The sequence below is a fragment of the Halovulum dunhuangense genome (genome assembly GCF_013093415.1).
GTDB classification, from domain to species: Bacteria; Pseudomonadota; Alphaproteobacteria; order Rhodobacterales; family Rhodobacteraceae; genus Halovulum; species Halovulum dunhuangense.
Genome location: NZ_JABFBC010000001.1, coordinates 1,609,233 through 1,624,238 on the forward strand (window position 1 = coordinate 1,609,233; position 15,006 = coordinate 1,624,238).

Annotated in this window: 1 protein-coding gene (cut by a window edge); it reads left to right on the top strand. The window is 67.7% G+C overall.

The window, feature by feature from the left end; translation table 11 throughout:
• Window positions 1–15,006, top strand: the beginning of a protein-coding gene (locus HMH01_RS07900) for an LEPR-XLL domain-containing protein (protein WP_171324068.1). The gene runs 16,308 nt beyond the window's last position; only the first 15,006 of its 31,314 coding nucleotides appear in the window; the start codon lies at window positions 1–3; its stop codon lies beyond the right edge, outside the window.

A 15,006-nucleotide genomic window follows, 5' to 3' on the forward strand; every position in this document is an offset into this window, starting at 1 on the left:
ATGGCGATCCCCTTTGTCAAGCAGGAACCCGGCCTGCTTCCGCGCCTTCCACTCAACCGCAAGTCGCGCGCGCGCCTCAGGCACAGGGATCGTCGGCGCTATGCCCAGCTCGAACATGCAGCCCGGCGGCTGGTGCTCGACCCGCTGGAGCCGAGGGTTCTTCTCAATGCCGACGTGCTGGCGCTGGATCTTGCGGCGCTCTACCAGGACCAGCGGAACCATGACCTACTGATCCGGCTCCATTCCGAAGTGGCCGAGGCCGATGCCTCGGCCACTGTCGTGGAACGGGTCGAGATCGTGGACCGCAATGGCGGGCAGGTACTGGCCTTCGGGGATCTGGCGGAAATTTCGGCCGTCACGATCCTGGGCGGGGCCGGCAACGAGACTGTCACCATCGACGCCGCCAGCTTCGGCGGTACCACCCCGTTCACGGTTTCCTTCGACGGGCGCGACGGCGCCGACAACATCGTCATGGACACGGCGCGCAATGTCGGCTGGACCATCGATGCCATCAACATGGGCAGCGCGACCGACGGCCTTGTCACCCTCGACTTCGTGAATGTCGAGATGGCGGTCGGCGCCGAGGGGAACGAGGACAGCTTTACCGTGGCCGCCACCGGCGGAATGACCGGCGGCATCGACGGGGGGGCCGCGGGCTTCGACACGCTGATCCTGGGCGAGGGCGTGTTCGATTCCGTCACCTACCGGACGGTGGATGAAACCTCGGGCTACATCCTGCGCGATGGCGACAGCCTGTTCTTCACCGGGCTCGAGCCGATCTTCGACAACCTCTCGGCCACGAACCGCATCATCGATATCAGCCCGGAAAACCCGCTGACGCTGGGGCGAACCACGGCGACGCTGACCACGGGGACGACGACCGACTTCTTCCTCGACGGTCCCGCCTTCGAATCGATCGCCTTCGATGCGCCCACGGGCAGCCTGAAGATCACGAGCACCTATCTCGTCGGCGAACCGCTTCTCGATCCTTATGTCACCCTGACGATCGACGGTTTTTCCAGCGCCTTCACGGGCGACCTGATCGTCGAGACGGAAGCGATCATCGTCTCGGGTGGGGTGTCGATCGGGACCGCGCTCGATCCGCTGTCCTCGGTGCGCCTGACGGCGACCGATACCGCGAACGAAGGCTCGCTCACGCTTGCGAACCTGACCGGCATCGGCGGGGCAGAGGCCAGCGTCGCGGTCGGCGGCAGCATATATGCCGATGGCGCGGTGGTGATCTCCGCCAGTGCCGAGCGGATCCTTGACGCCACGGGCGATCTGTCCTTCGACAGCCCGGGCGAGTTGAGCCCGATCCAGGTTCCCACGCTCAGCGCCACCGCGACCGTCGCGGGGACCGCCACCATCGACGCGGGCAGCTTCCTGCTGGAGGCGCGCAGCAATCTGGACATCTCGGTCGATGGCAACCAGACCCTGCTGGGCGATTTCACCCAGAACATCATAGCCGATACCACGACCACCGCGCAGATCGCCGATGGCGCGACCGTCCGGATCGGCAGCGGCACAATCGCCGACCGGACCGCAACCGACGGCACCGCGCTGAGCGGCCTCGTGCGGGCCGAGGACACCACGAATCTGTCCATCGAACTGATCCCCGATGAAAGCGAACTCGGGCTGCTCGGCAGTTTCGGAGGCGTGCTCGAGGATTTCGGCCTGTCCTTCGCGATCCTCACCCTGACCCGGAACACGCAGGCGCTGGTCGGCGATGCCACTTTCGGAACCACCGGCTCCGGTGCGCTGGCGGTCGAGGCGCTGAACACCGGCACGGTCACGAACAAGGTCAAGGCCAGCCTGATCGGCGTGACCTATCTGAACGGCGACGACACGCTGGTCGCCCGCATCGACGGGGCGACCGTGCGCGGCGCGTCGCTTTCGGTGCTGGCGCAGAACACCAGCACCTATTCCAGCGGCGCCAAGGTCGCGGTCAACACCATCGATGGCACCACGCTTGCCGGCATCGCCGATGCGAATGTCGATGTCACCGGCAACGTGACCGTGCTGGCCAACGACGAGACGCGGCTGGAAGTCGCGTCCGAGGATTTCGAGGGGCTTCTCACCTCTCTGAGCAAGATCGACGTCAGCGTCGCCGCCGCGATCAACCAGATGACCAAGGCGGTCACGGCGATGATCTCGGGCGGGGTGCTCGAGGGTGCCAACGTCTCGGTCACGGCGGACAACTCGCAGGTGCTGGTAAGCCGGGCCGACGCGCTCCAGGTGCAGGACGGCGATCCGACCAAGCCGAAGGCTGCGACCGTGAAATTCGGCGGGGCCTTGTCCACGAACGAGATGCTGGGCGATGCAACCGCCTATATCGCCGGCGGCGCAGATGTCACCGCATCCGGCACGCTCGACCTGATCGCGCGCAACGAAGCGATCATGGACAGCACCACCCAGGCCACGACGCGGGCCGAGGGCAGCGGCGATCAAAAGGCCTTCGCCTTCTCTGTTGCCTTCAACGTCGTCGGCTTCGACGTTGAAAACTATCTGCTTCTTGGCATCGAAGCCCTGCTTGGCCTGGGCCTTGGCGCCACCGAGGACGCGGCCAGCGCGCATGCCTATATCGATGCGGCCACCGTCACGGCGGGCGGTGCGCTGACCGTGCGGGCCGAGAACAAGGCCCTGATGAACGCGACCGTATCGAACGCGGCCGAGTCCGCGGCCACGGGCGATCCGTTCTACCAGGCGTCCGGCATGGGCTTCTCGATGATCCTTGCCAGCAACAAGGTCTCGGGCGAGGCCATCGCCGAGATCACGAACGCGCCCGGAGCCGACGCGATCGGCGGCGCAACCGTCACGGTGGAGGCGCTGGACGAAAGCGGGCTCTTCTCGAATTCCAAGGTGGTATCGTCCTCTGTCACCACCAATGACGGCGGCGCCACCGAGGTGGACGAGGCGCTTGGCGTTTCGGTCCCCGCGAAGTTCCGCACCGACGGTACCGCGGTCTTCGACGAAACCGGCGTCGAACTCGGCACCACCACGCAGCAGGTGTCGTTCGGGGACCGGATCGGCACGACCGCCGATTACGAGGCGGGCGAGGATGCGGTGGGCGATCCGGCCACCGTCTATCGGTACATGGGCGCCGGCACCGTTTCGCTGGACCTGACCGCCGTCGATTTCACCGACAAGGATCTCTGGCAGGCCGTCCCCGAGACCGAGTTGATCCCCACCGGCTACAACCTGACCGAAAGCGACAGCGTGGGCTTTGGCGGCCTTGCCGTGCGCAACGAGCTGGACGCCAAGACCATCGCGCGGATCGTGGGCTCCAACGTCTCCGCGACCGGCGACATATCGGTCAAGGCGGTAGAGGCCGCGACCCTGCGCGCCACCGCGGACCTGTCGGTGGAAAGCTCGGGCGGCAGTTCCATCGACGGCGAGGGCGACTCGCTTGCCGTTGGCGGGGCGCTGACGATCAACACCGCGAACGCCTCGGCGCTGGCCTCGATCGAGGGTGGCTCGACCGTCGTGTCCAGCGGCGGCAGCGTATCGGTCGATGCGCGCAACACCGCAAGGCTCGATGCCAAGCTGACCAGCGCGGTCAGTTCTGCGGGTGACACGTTCGGCGTGCTCGTCGCCTTCAACACGCTGGGCTACGCGCCCGAGAACCTGCTGTTCCAGACGCTCGATGCGCTGATCGGCACCGATATCGGCGACAAGACCCCCTCGGACGCAGTGGCGCGGATCGTGGATTCGACCGTGCGGGGCGATACCGGCGTCAGCGTGAGCGCGACCAACTCGGCCGAGCTTGACGCGCTGATCAATTCGGACGCCTCCTCGCTGTCCGAAGCGGCGACGGGCGCCTCGGCCAAGACCGCCTCGGGCGTGCTTGCCTCCAACATGCTGGCGGGGGCGGCGCGGGCCTATATCGCGGATACCGACGGCACGACCTCGAGCGAGGAAGTCCGCTCGGACGCCGGATCGGTGACAGTCGCTGCCAAGGACAAGACGGTCCTGACCTCCCAGACACTGATGATCAGCGGGGCCGCGCGCACGAACGACCTGGGCCTCGGTCTGCTCAACAGCTTCGCCCAGCAGCTTCTGGACCAGTACCAGTTCACCACCAGGTCCGGCACCCAGGCGATCGATTTCGGCGCCAAGGTCTATGTCGCCTCGGACCACCCGGACGAGGCGCAGCGCGGCAAGGTCTATCAGTACATGGGGACCGCCGGGACGGTTGACCTGGGGACGATCAATTTCGCGGGCGGAACCGAGCTTAACGCCGGAGGCGCCATCAACGGCCAGGAATACTGGAAGGAACTCGACGAGACCAACGTCGTGCCGTCCTCGATCGCCTCGATGGCGATGAAGGCCATGGGGATCGGCGCGGGCGATGCCGAGGCGTATTACGCCCTGATCAGCCGCAACGAGGCCGAGGGCGGGGCCGATGCCTATATCGACGAGTACGACGTTCACGCCGCGCTCGATGTCGGTGTTACCGCCCACGAGATGGCCACGCTCAAGGCGGTCGAGGGCAGCACCGTCAGCGCCAAGGACGCCACCGGCGGCATCATCGCCACGAACGAGCTGAACTCGGCCGCGACCGCGCGCATCACCGACAGCAACGTCACCACCGTCACGGGCGATATCCGGGTGCAGGCCTTCAACCTTGCGGTTCTGGACGCCACCACGGTGACCGAGATGAGCGTCGCGAGCGACGCGATCAGCGTCGTCGTCGCCTTCAACTCGGTCGGCTTCGACGGCTCCAACATCCTGTTCCAGGCGATCGACGCGATCCTTGGCTCCGACTACCTGATCGACACCGACCCGGTGGGCGCCAAGGCCTGGATCGAGGATTCGGTGATCGATGCGGGCAGCGACGTGGACGTCTCGGCCACCACGCGGCTGCACCTGTTCGATCTTTCCGGCGTGAGTGCGCAGGATCTGGACGACCTGGGCGACGCGCAGGCCGACGAGGACGACATTACCGGCGACGAGGCCGTGCGGGCCGCGCTGACCCAGGAGTTCAAGGACGCCGAGATCGAGTTCGAGGGCGAGCTTTCGGTCGAGACGCTGGCGGTCCAGAGCCTGTGGTACGTCTCGGACGAGGCGGGGCGGACCTGGCAGGTGCGCCTGAACGCCGAGACCGGCGCGCTCGAGGTGAGCCTTGTCAACCTGCTCGATGCGCGGGTCGGCAATGACGCGACCTCCAACGCCGGGAACGACCGCGCGCTCTTCGACGCCTTTGTCGAGGGCGGCAAGGCGGACAATGCCGGCAAGGGCATCAAGGATCTGAAATACGGCGCCAACGGCTCGGCCGCCGGTGGCGTGCTAGCGACGAACCGCGTCGCATCGGAAACCAGCGCCTGGATTTCCAATACTGGCCCCGACCACGAAAGCACGCAGACCGTGACCGGGCTGCGCGCCGGCGACACGGTGCGGGTCGGCACCGATGTCTACGAATATGTCGGCGCCGATCAGCTGCGCCAGACCGCGTTCGACTTCACCAGCCGCGGGATCATCCGCATCCTCGAGAGCGGCGACCTGATCCGCCTGCACGAGGCGATGGGCGGCTATGGCGAAGGCACGATCCTGCGCTACACCGGGGCCGAGACGACCGAGGCCGACATCGCCGCGCTGCTTCTCTCGCAGGCCGGTGATTTCACGGTGGCGAACCCGGTCCTGGCCATCGACCTGTCGGATGCCGAACAGGATTATGCCAACAACGCCAACTGGATACTGCGCGATCCTGCACTGCCTATCGGCAGCGTGAACGCCGGCGGCGCGGTCAATGTCTTCGCCGAGGACACCGCCAATATCCGGGCCGACAGTTCGCTGCTCGTCTCGTCCGTGGTGACGAACAACATCGACGCCTTTGCCGACCTGGCGGCGGCGCAGCTTGCCAAGGAGTTCAGCTACACCACGCGCTCCGGCAGCCAGACGCTGGTGACCGGGGACCTGGTCTATATCGGCTCGAACGTCGCGGGGCAGGAAGGCAAGGTCTATCGCTACACCGGCGCGGGCGAGACGCTGAACCTGGGCACGCTGAACGCGATCACCCTGACCACCGGCACCTGGGAGGATATCACCGGCAGCAGCTCGATCGAGGATGCCTTCCCGAATTTCGGCAACCTGGCGGAGTCGAACTCCAAGGCCTATGGCGGCATCATCGTCACCAACGACGTTCGCGGCAGCGCCAGCGCCCGGATCGAGGGTGTCAGCGTCACGGCAGGTGGGAACATCACCGTCGAAGCCACTGAAAGCGCGACGCTTCTGGCGTTGCTTCAGGCGGTCACGTCGTCGTCTGGCGGCAGTGCCTGGGGGACCGGGGAGTCCCTTGCGGTGAACGGCACCATCGCCACCAACATGATCCTCGCCTCGGCCACCGCCACGGTGCGCGACGCCACCCTGGACGCGGGCGGCGCGGTCGAGGTGCTGGCCGACAACGCCGTGGTGATGGATGCGACCGTCGATGCCTCCGTTTCGACCGGTGATACCGGCGTTGGCGTGACGCTTGCCTTCAACACCATCGGCTGGAAGGCGTCGAACCTGCTGTTCAACGTCGTGGACACGATCCTGGGCGATCCGCTGATCTCGACCGCGCTGGATGGCGAGCAGCCCTCCAACGCGACCGCGCTGATCGAGAACACCACGGTCGCCGCGGATGGCGCGATCTCCGTGCGCGCCTTCTCGTCCGAACTGCTGAACGCGACCGTGTCGAACACGGTGCTCAGCGCCGCCTCGGCCACCACCGATGCCAGCGGCAAGGCGATCGGCGTCATCCTTGCGTCCAACAAGGTCAGCGGTCGGGCAAACGCCCTGATCGACAACAGCGGGCTGGCGGGCGCCGACACCATTGCCGCCGGCGGCAATGTCGAGGTCGAGGCGAAGGACCGGATCCGGCTGTTTTCCAACACCAAGATGATGTCGTCCTCGACGACCACGAATGACGGCGGCGCCGCCGTCCTCCAGGAGACGCTGAACGACCGCCAGCTTGCGGACTGGAACGCGCTCGACGGTTCCGAGAACCGCGCCGACGTTAAGTTCGGCGACAAGGTGCGGCTGGCCGATGGCTATACCGGCGGCGGCGATGCGGGGTCGGTCTATGTCTTCCTCGGCAGCGATGCGCTGGGCGAGAACCTGGACCTGAATTCCCAGGATTACTCGAACGAGGACCTGTGGAAGAAGACGCTGGAAAGCGACGTCGCGACCACCGGTCTGAACGTGTCGGACTCGGATTCCGTCGGCGTGGGCGCGATGATCGTCTACAACGACCTGCGCTCGGACGTGAATGCCGGGATCATCGACGCGACCGTCACCACGACGGACGGCCGGATCGCGGTCCTTGCCGAACAGGCGGCGGAACTGGACGCCACCGTCGACGCGGCAGTCAGCTCCTCGGGTGGCAGCGCCACGGGCGACGGCACCTCGGTTGCCGTGGGCGGCGTGATCGTGACGAACATGCTGCTGGGCGGGGCGCAGGCCCATGTGCTGGACAGCGCGCTGACGGCGAATTCGCTGGGGGCGGAAGGTGCGGGCAGCGTGCTTGTGCGCGCGCTGAACACCAGCGCCCTGACCGCGCTGAATTCGGCCGTGATCACCAGCGGCGACACGGCGGTCAGCGTCTTCCTTGCCTTCAACTCGATGGGCTGGGCACCGTCGAACCTGCTGTTCAACACGCTCGACGGGCTGATCGGATCGCCCGAGATCGCGACCGCCTTCGATGGCGAGCGGCCGGTCGATGCGCGGGCCTATGTGCTGAATTCCTCGGTCGATGCGGATGGCGCGATCGAGGTCAGCGCCAAGAGCGAGGCGACGTTCGATGCCACCGCCTCGAACGAGGCGACATCGGCCGCGGCAGCCGCCGAAGGCGCCAGCGGCACCTCGGCGGGGGTGACGCTTGCCACGAACAAGCTGTCGGGCAAGGCGGTGGCCTATATCGACCTGGCGAACCTGCGCGCCGAAGACGGCGAGCAGCTGGTCCAGACCGGCGACCGGGTCATGGCGACCGACGGGCGGGTCTATGAATACCGGGGCGACACGGGCGTCATCGATTTCGCGACCATCACCTTTACAGGCGCCGACTGGGCGATGGTCTACGGGCCGGACGCGACCGCGAACGATATCGATGCCGGCGCGGGCCTGACGGTGAAGGCCGAGGACACCAACACCATCATCGCGACCAATTCGGTGCAGGCGACCACCACGGTCACGAACAATGTCGGCACCTCGGTGATCCTGCCCAAGCTGGAGAACGCGGCCAACAGCTATTCCTACACCACGAAATCGGGCGAGCAGCGCAACCTGCTGACCGGCGAGAAGGTGCGCATCGCATCCGACTACGACGCGGCCAAGGGCGAGCCCGGCACGCTTTACATCTATGTGGGCCCCTCGCGGACAGGCACGCCGGTCGACCTGGGCGACATCGACTACGCCAACAGCGCCGAGTGGGAACTGTTCGAGCCTCTGGACCTGAGCGGCGACCAGATCCCGCTGGTGAACTTCAACACGTCCGAAAGCGGTGCGACCGCGGTGGGCGGTCTGATCGCCCTGAACGACGTGCGTGGCGGCGCCGATGCGCGGCTTGGCCATGCGGACGTGGATCTGAGCGGCGGCAACCTTCTGGTGGAGGCGATCGAGACCGCAACGATCGAGGCGCATAACAGCGGCATCGTGAAGGCCGATGGCGGAACCGCCTTCGGCGACAGCGGCAACACGCTGGCGATCAACGCGCTGATCGCGACCAACCTGGTGCAGGCGACGGCGGATGCCGTGATCGCCGACAGCGACGTGAGCGTGCCCGCCGGCAAGGTCGAGGTGCTGGCCAGGAACACGGCCACCATCGACAGCGACATCGACATGGAAACCATCGCCGAGGGCGGCGGTGGGACGACCCTGGCCGTGGGTGTGACCATGGCCTTCAACACCATCGGCATGGCGCAGCAGAACGTGCTGTTCAACATCGCCGACACCCTGTTCGGCCTGTCGATCCAGAACGAGGAGCCGAGCCTTGCCTCGGCCCGGATCCTGAAAAGCGACGTGGTCGCGCGCGACGACATCACCGTGGATGCCGATGCCGTCCTGACGCTGGACGCGGACATCCTGAACGCGGCGCTGGCGACGGCCGTCTCCGCCACCTCCGAGACGACCGCGATCACCGTCGCACCCATCATCGCGCTGAACCGCGGCAGCAGCGGCGCCGTTGCGCTGATCGACGGCTCGGACGTGCTGCGCAGCACCAACGGCGACATCAGGATCGGCGCCGAGGATAGCAGCGGCATCCGGGCCGAGGTGGTCGCGGCCAGCCTGTCGGTGGCCGTGGGGGCCGAGAAATCCATCGCGGTATCCGCCGCGACCAGCTTCGCGCGCAACGAACTGCGCTCCACCGTGGATGCGGGCCTGCTGAACAGCGGCAGCCTTGCAACCCCCGTCAGCGCGGTGAACGGCGCGATCGAGGTGACCGCCCTGCGCCAGGCCACCATCGAGGCGACGGCGATCGCCGCGGCCGCCAGCCTTTCGGGCAGCGCCAGCGGCAGTGGCGTGGGCGTCGCCGTCGGCGGGGCCGTGGCCGTCAACCGCATCTTCGGGGCGGCCGATGCCAGCATCGAGGACAGCGTGCTGCGCACCGACAGCATCCTGATCGACGCGGACAGCAGTTCCACCATCAACGCCCAGGTCATCGGCGTCGCCGCCAATCTGAGCGGCTCCGGCGGCGGGTCCGCAACGGGCGTCGCCGTGGGCCTGTCCATCGCCGACAACCAGATCGGCTGGGCCGATGCGGATGTGACCGAGGATTTCACCAATACCGGGACGCGCGACCTGCGCGCCGGTGACATCGTCAAGGTGACGAGCGGCGGCCATAGCGGGCGGTATTACGAATATGTCGGCGGCGATGCCGATGACGTGGACATGAGCCTTGTCGATTTCGGCGACACGCAGGCCTGGCAACAGGTGGGGCTGTCGCGCGAGGGGGCGCTGACATCTGCCCATATGGACGACACCACCGTCCAGAACGTGGCTGGCGCGAACCCGCACCTGGTGATCGAGGCCGTGACCGGCAACCGTATCGCCGCGACCGTGCTGGCCGGTGCCGCCACCGCCGCGGTCAGCGGAAGCAGTTCCACCAGCGTCGGTGCGACGGGCGCCTTCGGGCGCAACCGCATCGCGTCGGACACCATGGCCTATGTCTCGGGCGACGGGCCCGGGTCGATCAACGTGGCAAGCGCCCGGATCGAGGCTTTCGACCGCTCCTCCATCGACGCCTTCACCGGGGCGGCATCCCTGTCGGCGGCCATAGGCGCCGGCGGAACTGCGGCCAGCGTCGCGCTGGGCGTGTCCATCGCGATGAACGAGATCTCGAACATCGCCGAGGCCTATGTCGCGGATGCGGACCTGAACGTGAACGGGCAGGCGCCCGATGACGGCTCGGACGACGTGCCCTATTCGCTGAAGGTGGGGGCCTACACCTCGGGCGGTGCGAACTACCGTTTCGAGACGCCCGGCCTGACCGCCGCCGATCTCGACAATGCCGCCGAAGAGGCGATGGTCGAGAACCCGGCCGAGCAGCCGGCCGAGGGCGAAGAAGGCCACGATGAATATCAGGAACTTATCCGCGACGCCGACGACGCTCTTTTCGACGAGGGCATCCTCGACACCCTGCGCGACCTGCTGAACGAGCAGCTTGTGGCGGCCGAACAGATCGACGGCCCGATCCGCATATCCAAGGACGGCCTGCGCGGCTGGGTGGCGGTCTCCGAGAAGGATGGCCGCAGCTTCAACCTGCGCTTCGACGGCACGGCCCTGGTGGTCGAGCGGGCCAGCATCAACGCCGTCTCGGCGGCGGCGGCCCTGTCCGCGGCGATCAGTTCCGCCACTGCGGTCAGCGTGGCGGGCGCGGGTGCCTATGCCGAGAACGTCATCACCTCGCGCACGCTTGCGCATGTGGATGCGTCCGACGTGTCCGCACCCGGCGACATCGTGATCGAGGCGGAAAGCGCCAGCACGATCAACGCCACCGTGCTTGCGGCCTCGGTCTCCGTGGCGGTGGGCGGCGGCACCGGGGTCGGTGCCTCGATCGGGCTTGCGCTGGCGCGCAACCTGATCGGGCAGGACCGCCTGGGCAATGACGACGCGCTGCTGATCCATGCCAGCACGACGAACTCGAAGCTGGTGTCCACCGCGGGCGACGTGGATGTGTCGGCCGATGCGCTGCAATCGATCAGCGCGCTGACCTTCGCGGGCTCTGCCGCGATTGCCGGCGGCTCCACCGGTGTCGCGGTCAGCGGCGCCGGCGTCTGGAACGAGAACGTCATAAATGTCAGCGTGCTGGCCGCCCTCGACGGCGATCACGCCACCGCCGCCGGCCCCATGGTCGAGGGCGGAAACGTCACCGTCGCGGCGACCAACGACAGCGCGATCACCGCCTTTGCCGGCGCGGCTTCCGTTGCCGCGGCCTTCGGCTCGACCGGCGCGGCCGTGTCGATCGGCGTGGCCCTGGCCCACAACGTGATCGGCGGCGCGGTCGAGGCGCGGATCATGGGCGTGGATGGCGGCACCGCAGAGGGCGTTCTTGCCCGCAGCGGCAATGTCGAAGTGTCCGCGACCGACAGCGCCGACATCACCGTCACATCTGCTGCGGCCGCGGTTTCCGCGGCGTTCGGTTCGGTCGCCGTTGCGGTCAGTGGCGCAGGTGCGGAATCCACCAACCAGCTCAACACCGCGACGCGGGCGCACATCACCGATTCAGATGTTGATGCGACCCTCGGCGACGTAACGGTCAAGGCCGATGCCGAGGGCGCGATCCGCGCCGTGGTCGTCGCCGCTTCTGCCGCGGTGGCTGTGGGGGCCACCGGGGTCGGTGCCTCCATCGGCGTGGCGGTCGCGCGGAACTTCGCGGGCTACGGCTTCGACGACACGGCGGCCCTGCACGACACCGGCGATGCGCTGAACGGGCTGACGAAGAACGTCACCACCGTGAAGATCCTGTCGGGTGCGCGCGCCGGGGACGTCTACCGCTATGTCGGCGAGAGCGTCGACCGCTCGGACAACAACGACGAGGTCTACAACCTCAATCAGCAGGATTACGGCAACACCGACCTGTGGCAGCTTGTCAACCTGGCCGAGGACCGCTCGACCGTCGAGGCGGCGATCGCGAATTCCGAGGTCGATGCCGGGGATGAAGTCCTGGTCGATGCCGAGTCGCGCCAGTCGATCCGCGCGACCACGGTTGCCGGTTCGGTCGCCGTCGCCGGCGGGTCTGTCGGCGTGGCGCTGTCGGGCAGCGGCGCCGCGGTCGTCAACATGATCGCCACCGATGTGGTCGCAGCGATCCGCGGCGCGTCCTCCGACGTGTCGGGGCGCACCGTGACGGTCAATGCCGACGACATCTCGGTGATCGACGCCTTCTCGGCGGCCTTCGCGATCTCGGCCGCCTTCGGGCAGGTCGGCGTGGCCGGTGCGATCGGGATATCGCTGGCGTTCAACCAGATCGCCACCGACGTGCTCGCCACCATCGAGACGGGGGCGCAGGTCAGCGCCTCCGGCACGAACGCGCTGGACGCGGGGATCACGGTTTCCGCATCGACGCCGGAACTGACGCTGGGCGAGACGCCGGTCCTGCCGACGCTTGCGGGCCTGTCGGGGGCCACGGCGCAGGACAAGGCGGATCTGCTGGACGACGCGGCCGCGGTCGACCAGGACGAGGACGGCAACGCCACCGTCGCCGACATCGACGACGACACCGACGTTCTGGCCGCGCTGAAGGCGGCGCTGGCCAACGCCGGCTACGAGGTAAAGCGCGACCTGCGCCTGAGCATGGTCGAGGAAGGCAAGCGCTGGACCGCCATCGACGCCGAGGGCAACAGCTTTGCCATCACCAACGAGAACGGCACCTTCAAGGCGGAACGCGCCGGCATCAACGCCGTGGCGCTGGCCGCGGCGCTGGCGGTCGGCGGCGGTCTTGTCGGTGTCGCCGTGGCGGGCGCCGGTGCGGTTTCGCTGAACGCGATCCTGGGCAACGTGACCGCCAGCATCGACGGCGCAAGCGCCATGACCACGAATGGCGGGGATATCGTCGTCGATGCCCGGTCCGACAAGGCGATCAATGCAGCGGTGCTGGCAGCGTCCGCCGCCGTGGGGATCGGCGCGGGTGGCGTCGGCGCATCGATCGGCGTTTCGGTCGCGCAGAACTATATCGGGCGCGACATCCATGGGACCGACATCGCCGATACCGGCATGGTGTCCGCGATCCTGCGCAATTCCAGCGCCGTCACCGGCGGCGCCGGCGATCTGCTGGTGAATGCCGAAAGCAGCCAGACCATCCAGGCGCTGGTCGTGTCGGGTTCCATCGCCGTGGGCGGCGGGGCCGTGGGCGTGGGGGCCGCGGGCGCGGGCGTCTATGCCGAGAACATCATCGATGCGACGACGCAGGCCGTCATCGACGGCGACGGGACGGGCGTGTCGGCGCGCAGCGTGACCGTCAGCGCGCGCGACGCCTCCACGATCGACGCTCTGGGCGGCGCGGTTGCGGTGGCCGCTGGCATCGGCGGCGTGGGGGCTGCCATGTCCGCGGGTATCTCGATAGGCGAGAACCGCATCTACAGCGACACGCTGGCCGAGATCCGGAACGCCGATACGGAGGTTCTGGCGCGCAACGGGTCGGTGCAGGTCACCGCCCAGAACGACGCCAACATCTCTGCGCTTACGGCTGCGGCCGCGGCGGCGGTCGGGCTTGGTGCGGTCGGCATCAGCTTTGCCGGTGCCGGCGCCACCGCCACCAACATCATCGAGACGACGACCACGGCAGCGATCACCGCATCGAGCGTGCGGGCGAACGGTCTTGCCGGCGACGTGATCGTGCGCGCCACCAGCGACGCCGAGATCGATGCGATGATCCTGGCCGCATCGGCCGCGATCGGCGGTGGCGCGGTCGGCGTCGGCGTGTCGATCGGCTTCTCGCTGGCCGAGAACCGGATCGGCGCGGGCGACGGCACCGGCGTCTTTGCCACCGTCACCGGCAGCACCATCACCGCAAGCCGCAACGTCACCGTCGAGGCGCTGATGGACCAGGCCACGATCCGCGCGGAGGTGGTGGCGTTGTCCGTCGCCATCGCCGGCGGGGTGGTCGCAGGTGCCGGGGCAGGCGCCGGGTCGGATGCGGAAAACACCCTCGACTACGCGGTGAAGGCAACGGTTTCGGGCGGGTCGATCACCGCCACCGGCGATGTCGTGACCGTCCGGGCCGAGGACAACAGCGTCATAGACAGCCATGTGGGCGCGGCTTCGGTCGCGGCCTCGGTGGGCGCGGTGGGCGGTTCGGTCTCGATCGCGGTCTCGCTGTCGCAGAACACCGTTTCCAACAGCGTCGAGGCGAGCGTCTCCAACGCGGACGTCACCGCCGGGGACCTGGTCGTCGAGGCCATCGACGACAGCACCGTGAACGCCTTTTCCGAGGCGGCGGCGCTATCGGCGACAACCGGGCTGGGCTTCAGCGTGTCGGGTTCCGGCGCGCGCACCGTCGTGAGCCACGAGAACACCGTCACCGCATCCGTTACCGGAAATGGCGGCGATATCATCAACCTGTCGCGCGATCTTCGCGTGCTGGCCTTGTCCGAGCCGAAGCTGACCGGCGTGACCGGCACCGCCTCGCTGGCGCTGGGTCTTGCGGCTGTCGCCGCCAATGGCGGCGTGGTCAGCGTGACCGCCGATCCCACGGTCAAGGCTTTCGTGCAGAACGTGACCGTCAATGCCGACGAGATGATCGTGGATGCCCGCAGCCGCATTGCGGCCAGCGGCGTCGCCTATGGCATGTCCGTGTCCACGGGCCTTTCGATGGGCGCGAACGTCGTCACCGTCGAGACGAGCCCCACGATCGAGGCCTATGCCGGGGGCTCCCTGAGCGATTTCGACATCCGCGACCTGACGGTCCTTGCCTCGGCCGAGCGGCTGGGCTCCTCTCACAATGCGCAGGCCATCGCCAATTCCTCGGCCGGGGGGCTGCTGATCGGCGCCACCTCGACCAATGCGGTGGCGCTCAACAGCGATGTGGTGCGC